A 23,849-nucleotide genomic window follows, 5' to 3' on the forward strand; every position below is an offset into this window, starting at 1 on the left:
ACTAGGATATTTTTTGACAACATTTCGCCGTCGTGGTCGTATAGACCGTAGCCGTCTCTCCCATAAACATACACCCATTTCCAACGAGGAATGGGCAGAGGAGTTGGGTGATGGAATTGATTACGAAGTAGAAGAGTTGCACCCTCAAAAGCCCCGCTTACGCAGCAAGGGGATTTACCTCCTACCAAACGCATTCACCACCGCAGCTTTGTTTTGCGGTTTCTTTGCCATTGTGAATGCGATGAACCATCAATTTGAGATGGCGGCAATCGCGATCTTTGCATCTTTAGTCTTGGATGGCATGGATGGCCGTGTAGCGCGTATGACTAATACTCAGAGTGCTTTTGGCGAGCAGTACGACTCTTTGGCAGATATGGTTTCCTTTGGTGTTGCACCTGCATTGGTCGCATATGAGTGGGCCTTAAAAGATTTGGGTAAATGGGGCTGGTTGGCTGCATTTACATACTGCGCTGGCGCTGCTTTGCGTTTAGCGCGTTTTAATGTGAACACAGGCGTCGTGGATAAGAAGTTTTTCCAAGGTTTGCCAAGCCCAGCAGCTGGGGCTTTAATGGCTGGCTTTATCTGGTTGGCTGATGACAACAAGATTCCGGTGCGTGACACTGCGATTCCTTGGGTAACTTTCTTTATTGCGGTCTATGCCGGTTTAACGATGGTTTCCAATGCCCGTTTTTATAGTGGCAAAGCCTTAGACGTTCGCTACCGCGTGCCCTTTGGCGTGATGGTTTTAATGATTTTGACCTTTGTTCTGATCTCATCTAACCCGCCATTGACCCTATTTGGTTTGTTTGTGGTGTATTCCATATCCGGCTATGTGATTTGGGCCTGGGAACGACTCAGTGGAAAGCGTTTTAGCTAATTCCATCATTTTGGGGTATAGTAATTCCATGACTACGAATTTCTCACTTTTATCTAGCCTTCTTCTGCTAGCACTAAGCCTAAAGCTTGGGGCGGGTAAGGCCTGAGTTAATGAGATAAAAGAAATTCATTAGCCAACACATACCAGCCCCAGCAAATTGCTGGGGTTTTTGTTTTCTAAGATTGAATTCATGAGTTCAGAAGTATTTAAAACCGGAGAGTAGTAATGAGCGACAAAGTAATCATTTTTGATACCACCTTGCGTGATGGCGAACAGTCACCTGGCGCATCAATGACTAAAGACGAAAAAGTGCGGATTGCCCGTCAGTTAGAGCGTCTAAAGGTTGATGTAATCGAGGCTGGCTTTGCAGCAAGCTCTGAAGGTGATTTCCAGGCGATATCTGCTGTTGCTGCTGCAGTTAAGGACTCTATTGTGTGTTCTTTAGCAAGAGCAAATGATAAGGACATCACCCGTGCCGCTGACGCATTGCATGCCGCCAATGCCAAACGAATTCATGCATTCTTGGCAACCAGCCCTCTGCATATGGCTGTGAAGTTGCGCATGTCTCCAGAAGAGGTATTGGAGCAAGCGAAACGTTCTATTCGTTTTGCACGTAATTTGGCTTCCGATATTGAATTCTCTGCTGAGGATGGCTATCGTTCAGAAATGGATTTCTTATGCAGAGTAGTTGAGGCGGTCATTAATGAAGGCGCATCAACAATCAATATTCCGGATACCGTAGGTTACGCAACTCCTGAGTTGTATGGAGAGTTTATTAAGACCTTGCGTACTCGAGTGCCAAACTCAGATAAAGCAGTGTGGTCTGTGCATTGCCATAACGACTTAGGTATGGCGGTGGCTAACTCTTTGGCTGGCGTCAAGATTGGTGGAGCTCGTCAAATCGAGTGCACGATTAACGGCTTGGGTGAACGTGCAGGCAATACTGCATTAGAAGAAATTGTGATGTCATTGCGTACTCGTAAAGACTATTTTGATATGGTTTGCGGTATTGATGCTACTCAAATTGTCCCGGCATCTAAATTGGTTTCTCAAATTACCGGCTTTGTTGTGCAGCCTAATAAGGCGGTGGTTGGTGCAAATGCTTTTGCACATACTTCAGGCATCCATCAGGATGGCATCTTAAAAAACCGCGATACCTATGAAATTATGCGTGCAGAAGATGTGGGTTGGTCTGCAAATAAAATTGTTTTGGGTAAATTGTCGGGCCGCAATGCCTTTAAGCAACGCTTACAAGAATTGGGTATTACGGTTGAAGCTGAAGCTGATTTGAACGAAGCATTTACTCGTTTTAAATCATTGGCGGATCAGAAGTCAGAGATTTTTGACGAAGATATTATTGCCATTATGTCTGATTCTGCTGCGGCAGAAGAGGGCGAGCATTACAAATTTATTTCATTGAGTCAACACTCTGAAACTGGTGAACGTCCTAAGTCACGCGTGACTTTTCGCATGGGTGACAAAGAGATTAGCTCGGAAGCGGAAGGTAATGGACCAGTTGACGCCAGTTTGAATGCCATTGAAGGTGTAGCTAAGAGTGGCGCAGAGCAATTACTCTACTCAGTTAATGCAATTACTTCAGGAACTCAATCGCAAGGTGAGGTGACTGTGCGTTTGGCAAAAGGTGGCCGTATTGTGAATGGTGTTGGCACTGACCCTGACATCATTGCCGCTTCTGCGAAAGCCTATTTATCAGCTTTGAATAAATTGCATGATCCAAGTCAGGCGAAGCTCAATGCGCAGATGACGCCATAAGCGTCATCATCAATTACTTATTTAGGTCAGTATTTTTATAGTACTTCGTGCCCTTGCCGGTGATTTCAGCGGCAAGGCCGGAGTCAGTGAGTTGATACATTAAGACCCCAGGCGCAACAACCGTTGCATCCTGATAAGCACCACCATCTTTTTCATACTTGGCAGCAGCAGTTACTTGACCGCCAAAAGTCCAGCCTGAATTCACGAATTCATTCATGGCTGCATCATTTTGAAAAACAAAAATGTTCTGAAAGGACTTGATGCCGAGGCCCAGTCCTGCTTGGACCTCAGCCATATTCATATAAACCGGCTTTTTATCTTTGCTGATGACTACGCCGCTGCCCGTGCCACCGCCGGCAATCAAAATTTTCATTCCAAAATTACTAAACGTCGCGTATCCAGCAGATTTCTCGATTAACTCTTTAGCTTTTGGCTCAACGGAATACAGCCGCTTTAGGGTTTGTTCGTTCTTAGTCAAAATGTCCTGTTGTTGCTGGGCAACCGTCTTGTCTGAAGCAAAGGGGTTTGAAAACTGTGCAAAAACAGGGGTGTTCATGCAAAAAGCTAGGAAAAGGAGGGGGCTGAAAGCGCGGAAAATAGAGATCATTTTTGTAAGTTATTGATTAATATAGATATTTTTATAATTAGAAGATTCATGTACCCCTAGAGAATAACAATATCTGTGGGGCAATTCCTTCTTTTGGGCTGCTGTCTGCTACAATTCGAGGGCTTTGATTTGTAAAGCTTTTTTGTTTTATTTTGTTAAATACGCACGACACATATTGGGTGAAAGCTCACGTGTTCGCAAGTTAGGAGTATTAAAAATGGCAGTTGCTGATATTAAAACGGCGGAAATCGTCAAAGAAAACGCGCGCAGCGCAAACGATACGGGTAGCCCTGAAGTTCAAGTTTCATTGCTTACAGCCCGCATCAATGAATTAACCCCCCATTTCAAGGCTAACGCTAAAGATCATCACAGCCGTCGTGGTTTGTTGAAGATGGTTTCACGTCGCCGTCGCCTCTTGGATTACCTCAAAGGCAAAGATTTGGATCGCTATCGCGCATTGATTGAGAAATTAGGTCTCCGTAAGTAATTCTTATCGGTATGCAATGCCATCTTTCTTAGGGTTGTTTCTTCACAGAATCAGTCTTAAGCAGATGGCATGTTTTTTGGGCGTTTCAAGATTATTTGTGTAGGGGATTGTGTCATTCCAATGAGCTTCTGAATATGATTCAGAGCCTCCCTGGAATGGCATCCCTTGTGATCTTAAATCGCTCCAGTGTTGTCGTGACACTGCTTTATCCCACGACAAGCGCAATGCTCATGTGAGTTTTGCGTGAACAATTTGGAGAAGATCAGAATGACTATGTTTAAAAAAGCAGTTAAAAGTTTTCAATGGGGCAATCATCAAGTCACTATGGAGACAGGCGAGATCGCTCGTCAATCCGGTGGTGCCGTTATCGTTAACGTAGATGACACAGTAGTGATGGGTACAGTTGTTGCCTCTAAGTCTGCAAAGCCAGGCCAGTCTTTTTTCCCATTGACTGTTGATTACCTAGAAAAAACTTACGCAGCAGGCAAGATCCCTGGCGGCTTCTTCCGCCGCGAAGGTCGTCCATCTGAAGGCGAGACGTTGATCTCCCGTTTGATTGACCGCCCATTGCGTCCTTTATTCCCTGAAGGTTTTTTGAACGAAGTTCAGGTTGTGGTGCACGTGTTGTCTATCAACCCAGACGTTCCTGCTGATATTCCTGCTTTGATCGCTGCATCTGCAGCCTTAGCTGTTTCAGGCATCCCATTTGCCGGTCCAGTTGGCGCAGCACGCGTTGGTTATGCAAATGGCCAATACCTCTTGAACCCAACTCGTACAGAACAAGCTACCAGTGAACTCGATTTAATTGTTGCTGGTACACAGGCTGCCGTATTGATGGTTGAGTCTGAAGCAAATCAATTGTCTGAAGAAGTGATGTTGGGCGCAGTTGTATACGGTCATGACCAAATGCAAACAGCGATCAACGCTATTAATGATTTAGTTCGTGAAGCTGGCAAACCTGAGTGGGATTGGACTGCAGCCCCTAAAGATGAGCTATTCATCGCTAAGGTAACCGCATTGGCTGAAGCGCCATTGCGTGAGGCTTATCAGATTCGTCAAAAAGGCGCTCGTTCAGACAAGCTCAAGGAAATTTCTAAAGAAGTAATGGCTAAATTGTCTGAAGAAGGCGATGTTGATGCTGTTGCTGTAAGCGACATCATGTTTGAAATCGAGGCAAAGATTGTTCGTAGCCAGATTTTGAATGGTGAGCCACGTATTGATGGTCGTGACACACGTACAGTGCGTCCGATTGAAATTCGTAACGGCGTATTGCCACGCACACACGGTTCTGCTTTGTTTACTCGTGGTGAAACTCAAGCGTTGGTTGTTGCAACATTGGGCACTGCACGTGACGAACAAATTATTGATGCGCTCGAGGGTGAGTATCGCGATCGTTTTATGTTCCACTACAACATGCCTCCGTTTGCTACTGGTGAAACAGGCCGTGTAGGCAGCCCAAAGCGTCGTGAAATCGGTCACGGCCGTTTAGCTAAACGCGCATTGATTCCAGTATTGCCAAGCGCAGAAGATTTTGCGTATAGCATTCGTGTGGTTTCAGAGATTACCGAGTCCAATGGCTCATCTTCAATGGCTTCTGTTTGCGGCGGCTGCCTGGCAATGATGGACGCTGGTGTTCCAGTTAAAGCGCACGTTGCTGGCGTAGCAATGGGCTTGATCCTTGATGGCAATCGTTTTGCTGTGTTGACAGACATCTTGGGTGACGAAGATCACTTAGGTGATATGGACTTTAAAGTTGCTGGTACAGCGAATGGTATTACTGCTTTGCAGATGGACATCAAAGTACAAGGTATCACTAAAGAAATTATGCAAGTAGCTTTGGCGCAAGCTAAAGAAGGTCGCTTGCACATCTTGAGCAAAATGCAAGAAGCGATGGGTTCAGTTCGTACAGAATTATCCGCACATGCTCCACGTATGGTTTCTTTCAAGATTCATCCAGACAAGATTCGTGAAGTAATCGGTAAAGGCGGCGCAACAATTCAAGCGTTGACTAAAGAAACTGGTTGCAGCATCGACATTAAAGATGACGGCACTGTAACGATTGCTTCTACATCTGCTGAAGGCATGGCAGAAGCAAAAGCACGTATTGAAGGCATTACTGCTGAAGCCGAAGTAGGCAAGATCTACGAAGGTCCAGTTGTGAAATTGCTTGAATTCGGTGCTTTGGTCAATATTCTTCCAGGCAAAGACGGCCTCTTGCACATCTCTGAAATCTCAAATGAGCGCGTAAAAGAAGTGAAGGACTATTTGGCTGAAGGTCAAATTGTTCGCGTGAAATTATTGGCTGCTGATGAGCGTGGCCGTTTACGTTTGTCATTGAAAGCTGCGATGGCTGATGAAGGTGGCACGATTGCTCCTTTAGCTGGCGCAACTGAAGCAGTGGCTGAAGTTGCTCCTGCATCTGGCGAGTCTGCTTAATTACATTAGCTAGTAGGAATATCTATGCGCGTAATTGAAATCAAAGAATTTGGTGCGCCAGAAATGTTGGTGCCAACCAATCGCCCTGATCCAGTAGCTCCGGCTGCTGGAACAGGTGAAATTTTGATCAAAGTTTTAGCTGCTGGAATCAATCGTCCAGACGTTTTACAACGCAAAGGGCATTACCCAGTTCCAGCAGGTGCATCTGATATTCCCGGTCTTGAAGTTGCAGGTGAGATTGTCGGCGGTGATTTATCTCACTCTGACAATGTATTTGGATTAAAGCTGGGTGACAAAGTTTGCGCACTAGTGCAAGGCGGTGGTTACGCAGAGTTGTGTACCGCACCAATTGCCCAATGCTTGCCATATCCAAAGGTCTTCAGCGACCAAGAGGCAGCAGCTTTACCTGAAACGTTCTACACCGTTTGGAGCAATGTCTTCATGCGTGGTGAATTAGCTGAAGGCGAAACTTTGCTGGTTCAAGGCGGCTCTAGCGGCATTGGTGTTACTGCGATCTTGATTGCAAAAGCATTGGGGCACAAAGTATTTGTAACGGCCGGTACTGATGAAAAGTGTGCTGCTTGCGTGGCTTTAGGTGCTGATCTTGCCATCAATTACAAGACAAAAGACTTTGTTGAGGAAGTCAAAAAAGCTACAGATGGCAAGGGTGTAAACGTCATTCTGGATATGGTTACCGGCGCTTACGTGCAAAAAGAAATCGATTGCCTGGCTGATGATGGCCGCATCGTGATCATTGCCATCCAGGGTGGCTCTAAAGCTGAAGTGAGTACGAATCAGATTTTGCGCCGACGCTTGACTATTACTGGTTCAACATTGCGTCCGCGTCCCGTTTCTTTTAAGAAGCAAATTACCAAGCAGCTCTTTGAAAATGTTTGGCCTTTGCTGAATGCGGGCAAACTCAAACCAGTTATTTATAAGACATTTACGCTAGATCAGGCTGCCGATGCTCATGCATTAATGGAGTCGTCTGAGCACGTTGGCAAAATCGTTTTAACTGTCTAGAAATTTCATCACCTCTATGCGACCACTCATCGTTATCGGTAATTGGAAAATGAATGGCAGTCTTGCAAGCAATCAAGACTGGATCAAGACCGTTGCTCGTGGCATGGAGAGTGGAATGCCATCAGGTCGTAGATATGCTGTATGTCCCCCATTTCCATATTTGCCGCAATGTGCTGAGCTAATCAAAGCGCATTCAATGGCCTTTTTAAGCTTAGGGGCACAAGATGCCTCAGCTTTTGGGTCCGGCGCTTATACCGGTGAGGTAGCGGCATCAATGCTCAAAGAAGTAGGTTGTACTTACGTCATTGTTGGTCACTCAGAACGTCGTCAAATGCATCATGAGGTTGATGAGCTTGTAGCTGCTAAAGCTCTTCAGGTTTTAGATAACGGCATGACCCCGGTCATTTGTGTTGGTGAGACGGCTGATGAAAGAAATTCTGGTCGAGCAGAAGAGATTGTTTGCTCACAAGTTGCCAAGCAGGTTAGCGTTCTTCAAGATCGACTTGCCGACTGCCTGATTGCCTATGAGCCAGTTTGGGCGATTGGTACCGGTAAGGTTGCTAGCGCTCAGGTGGCGCAGGATATGCATCGCGCCATTCGTCAGCAGTTAGCTGAATTTAATGAGGACGTCGCTTCGCATGTAGGAATTTTGTATGGCGGCAGTGTCAAACCTGACAATGCCGTTGAATTGTTTGCCATGCCGGATATTGATGGTGGATTGGTTGGGGGTGCTTCACTGAATCCTCAAGACTTTCTAGCCATCTGTCAGGCATAGATTTTTTATTTGGAGATAAGCTGTGGAATGGTTTAAGACTTTATTGATCGTATTGCAGGTAATCTCAGCGTTGGCTGTGATTCTCTTGGTTCTGTTGCAGCAGGGCAAAGGCGCCGATATGGGTGCAGCCTTTGGTTCTGGCTCTTCTGGCAGCCTCTTTGGCGCTAGTGGCTCAGCCAACTTCCTTTCTCATGCGACAGCTATTTTTGCTGCTGTTTTCTTTATCAGCACCCTGGGTATTACCTGGATTGGTAATAAGAAAGAAGTGAGTCCTGGTGTGCTTTCTGGAACGGTAGCCCCAGTAGTGGCTCCAGCTGCTCCTGTTGCTCCAGTTCAAGACCCAAGTAAGCCAGCAGTTCCTAAGTAAAAAAGTAGGTTTTTACGTATTTAAATGCCCCAAAAATGGGGTAGTGCAGTGGTGCAATGCAGTAGAATTGATGGGTTTTGCAAGATGCCGACGTGGTGAAATTGGTAGACACGCTATCTTGAGGGGGTAGTGGCTTAGGCTGTGCGAGTTCGAGTCTCGCCGTCGGCACCAAAAACAAGTATTGATAAGGGTTTTTGCTCTAAATCAACTCTTTATGTAGTGGAATAATTAATAATTTGCTGCTTTTAGGATTTACTAGATAAACGAATCAGGGCTATTTTGAATCTCGCTAATTACTTTCCTGTTCTGCTTTTCATCCTCGTAGGTATTGGGGTGGGTTTAGTCCCCATGTTCCTCGGAAAAATTTTGGCTCCTTCGAAGCCTGATGCTGAAAAACTATCTCCATATGAGTGTGGTTTCGAAGCTTTCGAAGATGCGCGTATGAAGTTTGACGTGCGTTACTACTTAATTGCCATTCTCTTTATCCTGTTTGACTTAGAAACCGCATTCCTATTCCCATGGGGTGTAGCTCTACGTGATATTGGATGGCTTGGCTACGCCTCTATGGTGATTTTCTTATTGGAATTCATTGTGGGATTTGTATATATCTGGAAAAAGGGCGCTCTCGACTGGGAGTGATAGATATGGCATTAGAAGGCGTTCTCAAAGAAGGTTTTGTTACCACTACAGCTGACCAGTTGATTAACTGGACACGTAATGGCTCCTTATGGCCAATGACTTTCGGTCTGGCCTGCTGCGCAGTTGAGATGATGCATGCTGGCGCATCCCGTTATGACTTAGACCGTTTTGGCGTGGTGTTCCGCCCATCTCCACGTCAGTCTGACTTGATGATTGTGGCTGGTACTTTATGCAACAAGATGGCTCCAGCTTTGCGTAAGGTCTACGATCAAATGCCTGAACCACGTTGGGTAATCTCAATGGGTTCTTGTGCCAATGGTGGTGGTTACTACCATAACTCCTATTCAGTGGTTCGCGGATGCGACCGCATTGTGCCGGTGGATATTTATGTTCCTGGTTGCCCTCCAACTGCAGAAGCGCTGATCTACGGAATTATTCAGTTGCAATCCAAGATCGCACGAACCAGCACGATCGCGCGGAAGGCTTAAATCATGTCAGATCGTTTAAATCAATTAGCCGCTAATTTAGATAAAGTTTTAGGTAAGCGCATTCAGTCTATTGAAATCGCTCTGGGTGAAGTCACTGTAGTCGTGAATGCAGATACTTATTTTGAATCTGCCATGTTATTGCGCGATGACCCATCACTTGCTTTTGAGCAATTGATTGACTTGTGTGGCGTGGATTATCAAGACTTTCGTGATGGAGCCTGGTCTGGTCAACGTTTTGGCGTAGTAAGTCATTTATTGTCTTTGGCGCATAACTGGCGTTTGCGTGTACGCGTATTTGCGCCAGACGATAGCTATCCATTGGTCGCATCAATTACTCCGGTATGGAGTTCTGCAAACTGGTTTGAACGTGAAGCATTTGACCTCTACGGCATCTTGTTTGATGGTCATGACGATTTACGTCGCATTTTGACTGACTACGGATTTATTGGTCATCCATTTAGAAAAGATTTCCCAATCAGCGGCAATGTTGAAATGCGCTATGACCCAGAGTTAAAGCGTGTTGTTTACCAGCCGGTAACGATTGAGGCTCGCGAAATTACTCCACGCATTGTTCGTGAAGAGCAGTACGGAGGTCCGGTTTAAGTCATGGCACAAATTAAGAACTACACACTCAATTTCGGTCCTCAACATCCGGCTGCACACGGCGTTTTACGTTTAGTGCTTGAGCTTGACGGTGAAGTGATCCAGCGCGCCGATCCTCATATTGGCTTATTGCATCGCGCTACGGAAAAATTAGCTGAGACGCGCACTTGGATTCAAAACGTTCCTTACATGGATCGCTTGGATTATGTTTCGATGATGTCCAATGAGCATGCCTATGTCATGGCCATTGAAAAGTTATTGCAGGTAGATGTTCCTTTGCGTGCTCAGTACATCCGTGTGATGTATGACGAGTTAACCCGTTTATTGAATCACTTGCTCTGGATTGGCTGTCATGGTCTAGATGTTGGCGCGATGGCGGTATTCCTTTATGCCTTCCGTGATCGTGAAGATATCTTTGACATGTACGAAGCAGTTTCTGGTGCGCGTATGCACGCGGCTTACTACCGTCCGGGTGGAGTCTATCGTGATCTGCCAGATCAAATGGCTCAATACGATAAATCTAAGATTCGTAGCGCTTCCGCTGTCAAGCGCTTGAATGAAAACCGCAGTGGCACATTATTAGATTTCATTGAGCAATTTACCAATGGCTTTGATGCTAATGTTGATGAGTATTGCAACCTCCTTACAGATAACCGTATTTGGAAGCAACGCTTAGTGAACATCGGTATCGTAACGCCTGAGCGTGCATTGCAATTGGGCTTTACTGGCCCAATGTTGCGCGGCTCTGGTATCGAGTGGGATTTGCGTAAAAAGCAACCGTATGAAGTGTATGATCGCCTCGACTTTGATATTCCAGTGGGCGTGAATGGCGATTCTTATGATCGTTATTTGGTGCGTATGGAAGAAATGCGTCAATCCAATCGCATCATCAAACAGTGCGTAGCTTGGTTAAAAGCAAATCCAGGTCCTGTCATGAGCGATAACCATAAGGTTTCTCCACCAAAGCGTGTGGATATGAAAACCAATATGGAAGAATTGATTCACCATTTCAAACTCTTTACTGAAGGTATCCACGTTCCTGATGGCGAGGCTTACTCTGCTGTTGAGCATCCAAAAGGTGAGTTTGGTATTTACTTGATTTCAGATGGCGCCAATAAACCATACCGCATGAAGATTCGTGCACCAGGTTTCGTGCATTTATCTGCAATGGATGAGATGTCACGTGGCCACATGCTGGCTGATGCGGTAACCATCATCGGTACCCAAGATATCGTGTTCGGGGAGATTGACCGCTAATAAGCGTGCCAAGGATTATTTAATGACTACAACTCTTCAACTATCCGATAAAACAATGGCTGATATTCGTCGCAATATCGCCAAGTATCCGCCAGAGCACAAACAATCTGCTGTGATGGCTTGTTTGATTGCTGCCCAAACTGAAGTGGGTTGGGTTTCGCCCGAAGTGATCGAGACTGTTGCACAAATTCTAGAGATGCCAAGCATTGCAGTTGATGAAGTGGCGACTTTCTACAACATGTACAACACTAAAAAGATTGGTAAATACAAATTAGTGATTTGCACAAATTTGCCTTGCCAACTAACACACGGTGAAACAGCAGCGACATACCTCAAAGAAACACTCGGTATCGGCTATAACGAAACCACTCCATGCGGAACCTTTACCTTGAAAGAGGGCGAGTGCATGGGTGCATGTGGTGATTCACCAGTCATGCTCGTGAATGACAAACGTATGTGCAGCTTCATGAGTAAAGAAAAGATTGATGCATTGTTAAATGAATTGCGTGCAGAAGGGAAAGCAGCATGACCAGCTTGCACGATCGTCATATCAAGCCTTTGATTCTTGCCGGATTAAATGGTGATAACTGGCGTTTAAAAGATTACGAAAGCCGTGGCGGTTATCAGCAATTACGTCGTTTAATCAACGATAAAGTTGCGCCTGATGCCATCATCGCTGAATTAAAAGCTTCATCATTGCGTGGACGTGGCGGTGCAGGCTTCCCGACTGGTTTGAAGTGGAGCTTTATGCCACGTCAATTCCCAGGACAAAAATATTTAGTTTGTAATAGCGACGAAGGCGAGCCTGGTACTTTTAAAGACCGCGACATCATGCGCTACAACCCGCATGCTTTGATTGAAGGCATGATTATTGGTGCGTACACCATGGGTATTACAACTGGCTATAACTATATCCATGGCGAAATCTGGGAGGTGTATTCACGCTTTGAAGAAGCTTTGGAAGAAGCACGCGCTGCAGGTTATTTAGGCGACAAAATTTTAGGCAGTGATTTTTCATTCCAATTACATGCCTCTCCAGGTTGGGGTGCTTATATTTGTGGTGAAGAAACTGCTCTGCTTGAGTCATTAGAGGGCAAGAAAGGTCAGCCTCGCTTCAAACCTCCTTTCCCTGCTAGTTTTGGTTTGTATGGCAAACCTACGACAATTAACAACACCGAAACATTTGCTGCTGTGCCATTCATTTTGGCAATTGGTGGTCAGGCTTATTTGGATCTTGGTAAGCCAAATAACGGTGGAACAAAAATCTTCTCTATCTCTGGGGATGTAGTACACCCAGGTAACTATGAGATTCCTTTAGGCACACCATTTGCTGATTTATTGAAGCTTGCTGGTGGTATGCGCGATGGTAAGGCATTAAAAGCGGTTATCCCAGGTGGTTCATCTTCGCCTGTTGTGCCTGGCGCACAAATGATGGAACTCACAATGGACTACGACAGCATTGCTAAAGCTGGTTCGATGTTGGGTTCTGGTGCCGTCATTGTGATGAATGAAACCCGTTGCATGGTTCGTGCATTGGAGCGTTTGTCTTACTTCTATCACGAAGAGTCATGTGGTCAGTGCACCCCATGCCGTGAGGGTACCGGTTGGTTATGGCGCATTGTTCACCGTATTGAGCATGGAGAAGGGCGTCCAGAGGATTTGGATTTGCTCAATGACGTAGCGGCCAATATTCAGGGTCGTACGATTTGCGCTTTAGGTGACGCAGCGGCGATGCCGGTTCGCGGCATGTTGAAGCATTACATGGATGAATTTGCGTATCACGTAGAGCATAAGCGCTGCTTAGATTCTGCGAAACCTTTATAAAGATTTAGAGCACGGGATATCTAAAAGTGAGCATGGTAGAAATCGAATTAGATGGTAAGGCCGTAGAAGTTCCGCAAGGTTCGATGGTGATGCACGCCGCGAATAAGCTCGGCACTTATGTTCCTCACTTCTGCTATCACAAGAAATTATCAATTGCTGCTAACTGCCGTATGTGCTTAGTTGAAGTTGAAAAGGCACCAAAACCATTGCCAGCTTGTGCAACGCCAGTTACTCAAGGCATGAAGGTATTTACGCATTCTGCTAAAGCTGTAGAAGCGCAGCGCTCTGTAATGGAATTCTTGCTCATTAACCACCCATTGGATTGCCCAATTTGCGACCAAGGTGGTGAGTGCCAGTTACAAGATTTGGCTGTAGGCTATGGTAAATCCAATTCTCGCTACGATGAAGAAAAGCGCGTTGTTTTCCATAAGAATGTTGGCCCATTAATTTCTATGCAGGAGATGACACGTTGCATTCACTGCACGCGTTGCGTTCGTTTCGGTCAAGAAGTGGCTGGCGTGATGGAATTAGGAATGGTCAACCGTGGTGAGCATTCAGAAATTACTACTTTCGTAGGTCAGACAGTGGATTCAGAGCTTTCTGGAAACATGATTGACTTATGCCCAGTAGGCGCGTTAACCAGCAAGCCATTCCGCTACGCTGCCCGTACCTGGGAATTAGGTCGCAAGCGTTCTGTAAGTCCGCACGACAGCTTAGGCGCAAACACTACCGTTCAAACTAAAGCCAATAAAGTGATGCGCGTTGTTGCTTTAGAAAATGAATCAATTAATGAGTGCTGGATTAGCGATCGCGATCGCTTCTCTTATGAAGGTTTAAATAGCGCTGACCGCGTCACAACACCAATGGTGAAGCAGGGCGGTCAGTGGCTAGAAACAGATTGGCAATCAGCACTAGATTACGTTGCACATTCATTAAAGACTATCTCAGCTGAAAGTGGCCCTGAAGCGATCGGCGCTTTGGCTCACCCAATTTCTAGCGCAGAAGAATTGCACCTCTTACAGAAGATGGTTCGCGGATTAGGTTCTCAACAAATTGAGACTCGTTTACGTCAAACTGATGTGAAGTCTTCAGCACCTGCACCATGGCTCGGTATGCCTATTGCAAAGGTCAGTGAATTAGATCGCGTTTTGGTTATTGGTAGCTTCTTGCGTAAGGATCAGCCAGTATTGGCGGCTCGTATTCGCACCGCTAGCAAGCGTGGTTTACAAGTTGCTCGTATTGATGCGGGTGGTGATGATTGGCTAATTCCAAGTAGCGGTATTGCTGCAGCTCCAAGCGCTTGGTTAAGCACATTAAGTGAAGTGGCACAGGCGGTCGCCAAAGCCAAATCAGTTAGCGCACCAGCTGGAACGGCTAACTTAACAGTTTCTCCTGCAGCACAAAAAATTGCAGACAGTCTCATTTCTGGTGAATCAGCAGCAGTACTCCTTGGCTCTGCTGCCATTGCTCATCAATATGCATCTGATTTGCATGTGCTGGCCCAATTTATTGCTGACCAAACTAACGCAACTTTAGGTTTCTTGCCTGAGGGCGGCAATGCAGTAGGCGCTTCCTTAGTTAATGCTAACGGCGTTGGTGTGGAATCTGTCCTGTCCGGCGATCGTCGTGCTGTGATCTTGATGAATATCGAACCTGACGCGGACTTACCAAATCCTGCTGCGGCACGCGCTGCTTTGGCTAAAGCAAATACCGTGATTGCATTGAGCGCATACAAGAGTTCAGATTTGCTAGAGGTGGCTGATGTCATTCTGCCAATCTCCGCATTCACAGAAACAGTTTCTACATTTGTAAACCTAGAAGGTAGAGCGCAAACCGTTCAACCTTCAGTGAAGCCATTAGGTGATTCACGTCCAGCATGGAAAGTAATCCGTGTTCTTGGCGGTCTTTTAGGTCTCGATGGTTTCCTATTTAATCTTCCTGAGGAAGTTCTCGGAGAGGCATTGCCAGAAAACTATTGCACTCATTTAAGCAATAAGACTATAAGTACTTCCATCGCTAACGGAAATGTAGCTCCTTTGAATGGTCTTGAGCGTTTGGCGGATGTCAATATCTATGCTGGCGATCCAATTGTTCGTCGTTCATCTGCATTGCAACTAACTCGCGATGCAAAACGCGGCAATCAAGTGGGCTTAAATCAAAAAACATTCTCTGAATTGGGTTTGAAAGAGGGTGATGCTGTGCGCGTTACTCAAGCTAACCAGTCAGTGGATATGCCAGCAACTTTAGAAGTAAATTTAGCGCCAGGCGCCGTCAGAATTTCTGCTGGAACTATGGCTAGTGCGAAATTGGGTTCTATGTTTGGCCCTGTAACTGTTAGTAAGGCATAAGGTCAGAGATGGATAATTTCCTGAACCTCGTTACCACCCAAGGCGAAGCCATCTTTGGTTCATTGTGGCCATTGGTTTGGGCTTTGGTGCGCATCGTCATTATCGTATTGCCAATGTTTGGTTGCGTAGCCTACTTAACACTGTGGGAAAGAAAGCTGATTGGCTGGATGCATATACGTCTTGGACCAAACCGTGTTGGCCCATTAGGTTTATTGCAGCCGATTGCCGATGCACTGAAGCTATTGCTAAAAGAAATCATTGCTCCAGCGCAAGCTAGCAAGGTCCTTTATTTCATAGCGCCAGTGATGGTGATCATGCCGGCATTTGCTGCATGGGCCGTGATTCCATTCCAAGCCAAGATGGTGTTAGCGGATGTCAATGCTGGTCTTTTGTACATCATGGCTATTTCTTCCATTGGTGTGTATGGCGTTATCTTGGCCGGCTGGTCTTCTAACTCTAAATACCCATTCCTTGGAGCAATGCGTGCATCTGCCCAGATGATTTCTTATGAAATTGCAATGGGCTTTGCTTTAGTTACTGTGTTGCTGACTTCCGGCTCTTTAAATTTAAGCGCAATTGTTGCCTCACAAGAACAAGGATTGTTTGCGGATATGGGTCTTAATTTCCTGTCTTGGAATTGGCTCCCATTGCTGCCGATGTTCTTGATTTACTTTATTTCAGGCGTTGCCGAAACAAACCGCCATCCATTTGACGTTGTTGAGGGCGAGTCTGAGATCGTTGCCGGTCACATGGTTGAGTACTCAGGCATGTCATTTGCCATGTTCTTCTTGGCTGAATATGCCAATATGATTTTGATCGCTGCTGTTGCATCCATCATGTTCCTTGGTGGCTGGTTGCCCATTGTTGATTTACCAATCTTGCGTGATATTCCAGGCTTCTTCTGGTTGTTCGGTAAGACATTCTTCCTCTTGTCTTGTGTGATCTGGTTACGTGCAACATTGCCACGTTATCGCTATGACCAAATCATGCGTTTAGGCTGGAAAATTTTTATTCCCATCTCCGTGTTCTGGGTGGTTGTCATTGGCGCGTGGGTTGTATCCCCATGGAATATTTGGAAATAAGTTGATCGATCATGTTTAAGAAAATTTCCCAATTCCTCTATAGCTTGATGCTCAAAGACATCCTTACGGGCATGTCGATTACAGGCCGCTATCTTTTCAAGCCAAAAATCACTGTTCAGTATCCGGATGAGAAGACGCCTTTATCCAGTCGCTTCCGCGGTTTGCATGCGTTGCGTCGTTATGAGAATGGTGAAGAGCGCTGTATTGGTTGCAAACTCTGTGAGGCCGTATGCCCAGCATATGCAATCACTATCGAAACTGCTGAGCGTGATGACGGTACCCGTCGTACCAGCCGTTATGACATTGACTTAACAAAGTGTATTTTCTGCGGCTTCTGTGAAGAAGCGTGTCCAGTAGATGCGATTGTTGAGACGAATATTTTTGAATACTTTGGCGATAAGCGTGGTGACTTGTACTTCACTAAAGACATGCTATTAGCTGTTGGCGATAAGTATGAAAAAGATATCGCCGCTAACCGTGCAGCTGATGCACCTTACCGTTAATCGAATCGAGCTGAACTAAATATGACATTCGATCCATCTACTTTGTTTGCTGTTTTCTTCTACGGCTTTGCAGGCCTGCTAGTCATATCTGCTTTGCGTGTGATTACTGCCCGTAACCCAGTCCATGCTGCTTTATTCTTAGTATTGGCATTCTTCTGTGCTTCTGGCTTATGGATGCTACTCAAGGCCGAATTCTTGAGTTTGGCTTTGATTTTGGTTTACGTTGGTGCCGTAATGGTTTTATTCCTTTTCGTAGTCATGATGCTCGATTTGGATTTAGAACATCTGCGTCGTGATTTCAAAAAATTCCTACCCGTTGCTTTCTTAATGGGTGCTGTCATTGTTTTAGAACTTTCGATTGTGATTATTCGCAGCTTCATCGGTACAAATGTCCCAGTGCAGCCAATGCCAGAAGAGATGATGGCGAATAACACTCAAGCTTTAGGTGTGTTGATCTTCGTTGATTACGTCTATGCATTTGAAGTGGCTGGAGTGATCTTATTGGTGGCGATTATTGCTGCTGTTGCGTTGACACTGCGTAATCGCAAAGACTCTAAGTCACAGAATATTCACGAGCAAGTAAACGTAGTTGCCGCAGATCGTATGCGTGTGGTGAAAATGGGTTCTGATATGGCGGCAAAACAAGATACAAGAGGGGAGAAGAAATGACTATCACTCTCGCTCATTATTTAGTGCTTAGTGCAATTTTGTTTGCAACTAGCGTTATTGGAATTTTCTTAAACCGCAAGAATGTGATCGTATTGCTGATGGCAATCGAATTGATGCTTCTTGCGGTCAATATGAACTTTGTTGCCTTCTCTCATTACTTGGGAGATATGGCAGGTCAAGTATTCGTATTCTTTATTTTGACTGTGGCAGCTGCTGAAGCGGCTATCGGCTTGGCAATCTTGGTTGTGCTCTTCCGTAAGGTTGACACCATTAATGCCGAAGATCTTGACCACCTTAAAGGCTAGTCATGCAATTGACCTTAAATATCCCCGTACTCTGCGCAATTCCTTTGGCGCCATTGATTGGCTCCATCATTGCCGGATTCTTTGGTACTAAATTAGGCGGCAATCGCATCGGACATGGCGCAAGTCAATTCGTAACCATCTTAGGCGTCACAATTGCTTTTGTTTTGTCCTGCAATGTCTTGGTGCAGGTGATGGACGGTTTCTATTTCAATGGCACCGTTTACCGCTGGATGCAACTGGGTGAGCTCAATTTAGATATCGGCTTTTTAATTGATCCTCTAACTGCGACGATGATGTGCGTAGTAACCTTTGTGTCGCTGATGGTTCACATTTATACCATTGGCTATATGCATGGTGAAGAGGGTTACAACCGCTTCTTCTCCTATATTTCCTTATTTACCTTTGCCATGTTGATGTTGGTGATGAGTAATAACCTGTTGCAACTCTTTTTCGGTTGGGAAGCAGTGGGAGTCGTTTCCTATTTATTAATTGGCTTCTACTTTGAGCGCCAATCTGCAGTATTTGCCAACATGAAGGCTTTCTTGGTGAACCGCGTTGGTGACTTTGGCTTCATCCTTGGTATCGGTATTTTGTTGGCCAGCACTGGCTCGATGCAATACGACGTCATCTTTGCTCAAAACTCTGCATTGGCTGCGCAAACGCTGCCAGGTACTGGCTGGAATTTGATGACAGTTGCGTGTATTTGCTTATTCATTGGTGCGATGGGTAAATCTGCTCAATTTCCATTGCACGTTTGGTTGCCAGATTCGATGGAAGGTCCAACCCCAATTTCTGCGTTGATTCACGCTGCAACGATGGTTACTGCTGGCATCTTCATGGTGTCACGTATGTCTCCATTGTTTGAATTATCTGATGCTGCATTGAGCTTCATCTTAGTGATTGGATCCATCACAGCACTCTTTATGGGCTTCCTTGGTATTGTCCAAAATGATATTAAGCGCGTAGTTGCATATTCCACTTTGTCTCAATTGGGTTATATGACTGTTGCTCTGGGTGTTTCTGCTTACCCGGTAGCTATCTTCCACTTGATGACACATGCTTTCTTTAAGGCCTTATTATTCCTTGCTGCTGGTAGCGTGATTCTTGGTATGCATCATGAACAAGATATGCGTAAGATGGGCGGTCTCTGGAAATACATGCCGATTACTTGCCTCATGATGTTGCTCGGTAACTTAGCGCTGGTAGGTACGCCATTCTTCTCAGGTTTCTACTCTAAAGATTCGATTATTGAAGCGGTAGCTGCAAGCCATATTCCTGGTTCTGGATTTGCATACTTTGCGGTTATGGCGAGCGTATTCGTAACCGCCTTGTATTCATTCCGTTTGTATTTCTATGTATTCCACGGTAAAGCTCGCTGGGGTCATGATGATGCACACGCACATGACCATCACCATGATCATGCAGAGCAGGGTGACGATCACGCGCATCACGGATTAGCTCCTGGTCAAAAGCCACATGAATCACCGTTTGTGGTGACATTGCCTTTGATTCTCTTAGCTATTCCATCAGTGATCATCGGTTTTTACACAATCTCACCATTGTTGTTCGGAACATTCTTTGGCGATTCCATCTTTATTGATTTGGCGCGTCATCCAGTGATGAAAGAATTAGAAGATGAATTCCATGGCCCTATCGCTATGGCGATTCATGCGTTCACTTCTCCAGTATTGCTCTTGGTGGTGTTGGGCGTATTAACTGCCGCAATTGGGTACTTGTGGGCACCAAAATTGCCTGGCAAAGTTGCTGAAACATTTGCACCAATCAAGAAATTGTTTGATAACAAATATTATCTCGATGAAATCAACCAAGCTGTATTTGCTAAGGGCCTCATTTGGATCGGTGGCTTCCTATGGCATCGCGGTGACCAAAAGGTTATCGATGGTTTCTTTGTTAACGGTAGTGCGCATGCAGTAGGGCGCTTTGCTGGAGTTATTCGCCATTTGCAATCCGGTTATCTGTATCACTATGCTTTCGCAATGATTGCGGGCCTAGCGGTATTGTTAGCTTGGGTTTTGTACGCTTATCTGCCTTTTGTTCGCTAGGCCTTTGTTACTTAAGTAGCCACTATGATTCTTTCTTACGCCATCTGGACCCCAATTGTCTTTGGACTCATCATTTTGTTTTATGGGTCTGAGAAGCCAACTGCAGGTGTACGCTGGTTAGCCCTTATTGGTGCTGTACTCGGCTTCATTGCGACCTTGCCTTTGATTCTGCAATTTGATATTGCAAATCCTGGTATGCAGTTTGTTGAAAAGATTAGCTGGATTCCACGTTACGACATCAATTACTACCTCGGTATCGACGGTATTTCTGTTTGGTTCATTGTTCTCACAGCATTCATCAATGTCATAGTGGTGATAGCAGCTTGGGAGGTAATTGAGACTAAGGTATCTCAATACATGGCTTCTTTCATGATCCTATCTGGATTAATGATTGGCGTCTTTTGCGCGCTGGATGCTTTACTGTTCTACGTCTTCTTTGAAGCAACGCTAATCCCGATGTACATCATTATTGGTGTGTGGGGTGGTCATAATCGTATTTACGCTGCATTTAAGTTCTTCTTGTATACATTGCTTGGCTCATTATTGACTTTGATTGCCATGCTTTACCTATACAACGTAACCAATACGTTTGATATCTTGGCCTGGCAAAATGCACGTTTAGATATCGTTGAACAAATCTTGTTATTTGCCGCTTTCTTTATGGCATTTGCTGTGAAGGTGCCAATGTGGCCACTGCATACTTGGTTGCCAGATGTGCACGTTGAGGCGCCTACCGGTGGCTCCGTTGTATTGGCTGCAATTATGTTGAAACTTGGTGCTTATGGTTTCCTGCGTTTCTCATTACCAATTGCGCCAGACGCAAGTCAATATTTAGGTCCATTTGTAATCTTCTTGTCTTTAGTTGCTGTGATCTATGTTGGCGCAGTCGCTTTGGTTCAGAAGGATATGAAAAAGTTGGTTGCTTATTCATCTGTAGCGCATATGGGTTTTGTAACCTTAGGTTTCTTCCTCTTTAGTCCTTTGGGTATTGAGGGCGGCATTGTGCAAATGATTTCTCATGGCTTTGTTGCCGGAGCAATGTTCCTGTCCATTGGCGTGCTCTATGACCGTATGCATACTCGTCAGATCGCTGATTACGGTGGCGTTGTACACCGTATGCCAGCATTCACTGCATTCGCAGTTTTAATGGCAATGGCTAACTGCGGTTTACCTGCGACCTCTGGTTTCGTGGGTGAGTTTATGGTGATTTTGGCTGCTGTGGATTACGACTTTGTGATTGGTATCTTGGCGGCAACTGCTTTGATATTAGGCGCTGCATATTCTTTATGGATGGTGAAGCGGGTATTTTTTGGCACCATCAATAATGCCCATGTTGAAGAGTTAAAGGACTTGAACGGTCGTGAGTATTTCTTGATGGCTGTTCTATCTATCTGCGTTATTGGTATGGGTGTTTATCCAAAACCATTTACCGACATTATTCATCCAGCTGTGATTAATCTGCTACAGCATGTTGCTGTTAGCAAACTCTGAGTAAGCACAAATGCAAGCATTCGACCTATACGCCATCCTGCCGGAACTTGTTTTACTAATTGCAACTTGTTTGCTACTAGTTGCAAGTGTTTATGTTCCTGAGAGAGTTACTTCTACACCAGGTGTAGAGCAAGATATTTTCCACACTCCACGTGGCGTAGGATTTGTTTATTTCTTCACAATCATCTTATTGGTATACTTCGTTTTTGCTTTTGCTGGTCGCATGGCTGATCCAGCGCTAGTGGCAATGAATGGACTATTCCAGTCCGATCCTTTTTCAAACTTGCTTAAAGCGTGTTCTTGTATTGCTGTATTGGTAAGCTTGATTTATTCCAAGCAATATTTAACTGATCGAGCATTATTTCGCCCTGACTTTATTGTCTTAGCCTTGCTTGCTTTGCTAGGCCAATTCGTATTGATCTCTGGCGCAAATCTACTGACCTTATATCTTGGCTTGGAATTGATGGCTTTGCCAACCTATGCTTTGGTTGCCATGCGTCACAACAGCGAAAAGAGTGTTGAGGCGGGTATTAAATACTTCATCTTAGGTGCTTTAGCCTCCGGCTTCTTGCTTTACGGCATGTCTATGTTGTACGGCGTCACCGGATCCTTGGATTTGATTGAAATCTTTAAGGTTGTAGCTGACCCACGTGTAAATCATTTGGTCATGGCCTTCGGATTAGTCTTTATTGTTGCTGGTTTGGCATTTAAATTAGGCGTGGTCCCATTCCACATGTGGGTGCCGGATGTTTACCAGGGCGCTCCAACTGCAGTCACATTGATGATTGCTGCCGCGCCTAAGTTAGCTGCCTTTGCTTTGTTATTCCGTCTATTGGTGAACACTTTGTTGCCATTGCTAGGTGACTGGCAGCCAATGTTGGTATTGCTTGCAGTGCTATCTCTCGTTGTTGGTAACGTGACGGCGATTGCGCAAACTAATATCAAGCGTATGTTGGCCTATTCAGCTATTGCGCAAATGGGCTTTGTGTTACTAGGCATGTTGTCTGTATTCGATGATCATGCCTTTAGCGCAGCGATGTTCTACGCGATTACTTATGTATTAACTACTTTAGGTACTTTCGGCTTATTGATGGTCTTGTCACGCAAGGGTTACGACTGCGAGACTTTAGATGGTTTAAAAGGCCTCAATAAGAAGCATCCTTGGTTTGCCTTTATTGGTCTAGTGATGATGTTCTCTTTGGCTGGCATTCCGCCAACTGTTGGCTTTGCTGCTAAGTTAGGCGTTCTAGAAGCATTGGTTGATGCAGAGCACACATTCTTGGCTGTGATTGCTGTGATTGCTTCATTAATTGGCGCTTTCTACTATCTCAGAGTTGTTAAAGTCATGTACTTTGATGAGCCTGAGCATGAGATCACTGTGAGTGGCTCTGGATTTGCTAAAGGTATCTTAGGCCTCAATAGCATTTTGGTATTGGCGATCGGTATTGTTCCAGCTGGCTTAATGAGTCTATGTTTAGATGCCATGCGTCGCACCTTGCTGGGCTCTTGATACGAGATCTAACATAACTAAAGGCTCCTTAGGGAGCCTTTATTGTTTATGACATTTAAATGTCATGACTCTTTTGTATGATGAAGCAACTGAATGAAACAGGAATAAGCGCATGACTGAAAAATCATTTCAAGATTTACCACTAGGGGATGCTCATTTACGTGAAGAGTGGATCTCTGGCGAGGATATCTATGGCGGAATATTCCTGAAGATGAAGCGTGACAAAGTTGCTTTGCCAGATGGTGAAGAGGCTATACGTGAATACTTAACTCATCCGGGTGCTGTAGCCATTGTTGCTATCTTAGATGACGGTAGAGTACTTCTAGAGCGACAGTATCGTTATCCGATTGCAAAAGCATGCATTGAAATACCCGCTGGGAAACTTGATCCAAGCGAAGACCATTTGGTTTGTGCCAAGCGTGAACTAGAAGAAGAGACAGGCTACACGGCAAGAAAATGGAGTTATATCCGGCGTATTCATCCGGTGATTTCTTACTCAACGGAGTTCATTGATATTTACTTTGCTGAAGACTTGGTCCCTGGCAAGAGTCATCTAGATGATGAAGAGTTTTTAGATGTCTTTGCAGCCCCTTTGGAGCAATTGTTAGGCTGGGTTGAGGAAGGTGAGATTACGGACGTTAAAACAACGATTTCAGCCTATTGGCTCGATCGTTATCGCAGAGGCTTAGTCAAGCCAACCCCGATCGAATAGGGCGCTCCCA

Annotated in this window: 23 protein-coding genes and 1 tRNA gene; 23 read left to right on the top strand and 1 reads right to left on the bottom strand. The window is 45.2% G+C overall.

The features are described from left to right. Positions 1-13: 13 nt before the first annotated feature. Positions 14-877, top strand: a complete 864-nt coding sequence (pssA, locus tag ICN23_RS09470; protein ID WP_216232010.1) for a CDP-diacylglycerol--serine O-phosphatidyltransferase — start codon at positions 14-16, stop codon at positions 875-877. 225 nt (positions 878-1,102) lie between these two features. After that, positions 1,103-2,650 carry a 2-isopropylmalate synthase gene (locus ICN23_RS09475; protein WP_216232011.1) on the top strand — a complete coding sequence of 516 codons (1,548 nt, stop codon included), beginning with the start codon at positions 1,103-1,105 and terminating at the stop codon, positions 2,648-2,650. A 13-nt stretch (positions 2,651-2,663) separates the two neighbouring features. Here the strand turns inward: ICN23_RS09475 and ICN23_RS09480 are convergent, their stop codons facing one another. Continuing rightward, on the bottom strand, positions 2,664-3,206 hold the full coding sequence (locus tag ICN23_RS09480) for a YSC84-related protein (protein WP_255532791.1): 543 nt from the start codon (positions 3,204-3,206) through the stop codon (positions 2,664-2,666). Positions 3,207-3,474: 268 nt separating this feature from the next. On the opposite strand from ICN23_RS09480, the gene rpsO reads away from it, so the two are divergent. The 21 genes from rpsO (at position 3,475) to ICN23_RS09585 (ending at position 23,839) form a co-directional block, all read left to right on the top strand. Beyond that, positions 3,475-3,744, top strand: a complete 270-nt coding sequence (rpsO, locus tag ICN23_RS09485) for a 30S ribosomal protein S15 (RefSeq protein ID WP_068323724.1) — start codon at positions 3,475-3,477, stop codon at positions 3,742-3,744. A gap of 267 nt (positions 3,745-4,011) precedes the next feature. Further along, positions 4,012-6,180, top strand: a complete 2,169-nt coding sequence (pnp, locus tag ICN23_RS09490; protein ID WP_216232013.1) for a polyribonucleotide nucleotidyltransferase — start codon at positions 4,012-4,014, stop codon at positions 6,178-6,180. Between the two features lie 24 nt (positions 6,181-6,204). After that, positions 6,205-7,203 carry an NAD(P)H-quinone oxidoreductase gene (locus tag ICN23_RS09495; RefSeq protein ID WP_216232014.1) on the top strand — a complete coding sequence of 333 codons (999 nt, stop codon included), beginning with the start codon at positions 6,205-6,207 and terminating at the stop codon, positions 7,201-7,203. A 16-nt stretch (positions 7,204-7,219) separates the two neighbouring features. Next, positions 7,220-7,978 carry a triose-phosphate isomerase gene (gene tpiA / locus ICN23_RS09500; protein WP_216232015.1) on the top strand — a complete coding sequence of 253 codons (759 nt, stop codon included), beginning with the start codon at positions 7,220-7,222 and terminating at the stop codon, positions 7,976-7,978. A gap of 22 nt (positions 7,979-8,000) precedes the next feature. Continuing rightward, positions 8,001-8,345, top strand: a complete 345-nt coding sequence (gene secG / locus ICN23_RS09505) for a preprotein translocase subunit SecG (protein WP_216232016.1) — start codon at positions 8,001-8,003, stop codon at positions 8,343-8,345. 86 nt (positions 8,346-8,431) lie between these two features. Continuing rightward, positions 8,432-8,516 (top strand) — tRNA-Leu (locus ICN23_RS09510). A 108-nt stretch (positions 8,517-8,624) separates the two neighbouring features. Next, on the top strand, positions 8,625-8,984 hold the full coding sequence (locus ICN23_RS09515; protein ID WP_012357790.1) for an NADH-quinone oxidoreductase subunit A: 360 nt from the start codon (positions 8,625-8,627) through the stop codon (positions 8,982-8,984). Between the two features lie 5 nt (positions 8,985-8,989). After that, a complete protein-coding gene (locus ICN23_RS09520) occupies positions 8,990-9,472 on the top strand; it encodes an NADH-quinone oxidoreductase subunit B family protein (protein ID WP_011902891.1) in 483 nt (160 codons plus the stop codon). Between the two features lie 3 nt (positions 9,473-9,475). Continuing rightward, positions 9,476-10,075, top strand: coding sequence for an NADH-quinone oxidoreductase subunit C (locus tag ICN23_RS09525; protein WP_216232017.1), 600 nt, complete (start codon positions 9,476-9,478; stop codon positions 10,073-10,075). 3 nt (positions 10,076-10,078) lie between these two features. Then, positions 10,079-11,332, top strand: a complete 1,254-nt coding sequence (locus ICN23_RS09530) for an NADH-quinone oxidoreductase subunit D (protein ID WP_215350019.1) — start codon at positions 10,079-10,081, stop codon at positions 11,330-11,332. A gap of 22 nt (positions 11,333-11,354) precedes the next feature. Continuing rightward, positions 11,355-11,861, top strand: coding sequence for an NADH-quinone oxidoreductase subunit NuoE (gene nuoE, locus ICN23_RS09535; protein ID WP_216232018.1), 507 nt, complete (start codon positions 11,355-11,357; stop codon positions 11,859-11,861). Then, complete coding sequence (gene nuoF, locus ICN23_RS09540; RefSeq protein ID WP_216232019.1) at positions 11,858-13,156, top strand: NADH-quinone oxidoreductase subunit NuoF; 1,299 nt, start codon at positions 11,858-11,860, stop codon at positions 13,154-13,156. The genes nuoE and nuoF overlap by 4 nt, the downstream gene beginning before the upstream one ends. Positions 13,157-13,188: 32 nt before the next feature. Continuing rightward, entirely contained in the window at positions 13,189-15,504 is a 2,316-nt protein-coding gene (nuoG, locus tag ICN23_RS09545; RefSeq protein WP_216232020.1) for an NADH-quinone oxidoreductase subunit NuoG, read from the top strand. Positions 15,505-15,512: 8 nt separating this feature from the next. After that, the gene (nuoH, locus tag ICN23_RS09550; RefSeq protein ID WP_216232021.1) at positions 15,513-16,586 is read left to right on the top strand and encodes an NADH-quinone oxidoreductase subunit NuoH; all 1,074 of its coding nucleotides are present in this window, start codon (positions 15,513-15,515) and stop codon (positions 16,584-16,586) included. Between the two features lie 11 nt (positions 16,587-16,597). After that, positions 16,598-17,089: an NADH-quinone oxidoreductase subunit NuoI gene (gene nuoI, locus ICN23_RS09555; protein WP_216232022.1), complete on the top strand. Its 492-nt coding sequence runs from the start codon at positions 16,598-16,600 to the stop codon at positions 17,087-17,089. A gap of 21 nt (positions 17,090-17,110) precedes the next feature. Then, positions 17,111-17,758, top strand: coding sequence for an NADH-quinone oxidoreductase subunit J (locus tag ICN23_RS09560; RefSeq protein WP_216232023.1), 648 nt, complete (start codon positions 17,111-17,113; stop codon positions 17,756-17,758). Beyond that, positions 17,755-18,063 carry an NADH-quinone oxidoreductase subunit NuoK gene (gene nuoK, locus ICN23_RS09565; protein WP_215358970.1) on the top strand — a complete coding sequence of 103 codons (309 nt, stop codon included), beginning with the start codon at positions 17,755-17,757 and terminating at the stop codon, positions 18,061-18,063. Before ICN23_RS09560 ends, nuoK begins: the two co-directional genes overlap by 4 nt. Before the next feature lie 2 nt (positions 18,064-18,065). Further along, the gene (nuoL, locus tag ICN23_RS09570) at positions 18,066-20,126 is read left to right on the top strand and encodes an NADH-quinone oxidoreductase subunit L (RefSeq protein ID WP_216232024.1); all 2,061 of its coding nucleotides are present in this window, start codon (positions 18,066-18,068) and stop codon (positions 20,124-20,126) included. Between the two features lie 24 nt (positions 20,127-20,150). Further along, the gene (locus ICN23_RS09575; RefSeq protein WP_216232025.1) at positions 20,151-21,617 is read left to right on the top strand and encodes an NADH-quinone oxidoreductase subunit M; all 1,467 of its coding nucleotides are present in this window, start codon (positions 20,151-20,153) and stop codon (positions 21,615-21,617) included. 10 nt (positions 21,618-21,627) lie between these two features. Then, on the top strand, positions 21,628-23,127 hold the full coding sequence (gene nuoN, locus ICN23_RS09580; RefSeq protein ID WP_216232026.1) for an NADH-quinone oxidoreductase subunit NuoN: 1,500 nt from the start codon (positions 21,628-21,630) through the stop codon (positions 23,125-23,127). Between the two features lie 112 nt (positions 23,128-23,239). Then, a complete protein-coding gene (locus ICN23_RS09585) occupies positions 23,240-23,839 on the top strand; it encodes an NUDIX domain-containing protein (protein ID WP_216232027.1) in 600 nt (199 codons plus the stop codon). The last annotated feature ends 10 nt before the right edge of the window (positions 23,840-23,849 follow it).

Origin of the sequence: Polynucleobacter sp. MWH-Jannik1A5 (genome assembly GCF_018881795.1) — a bacterium.
In the GTDB taxonomy this organism is placed as follows: domain Bacteria; phylum Pseudomonadota; class Gammaproteobacteria; order Burkholderiales; family Burkholderiaceae; genus Polynucleobacter.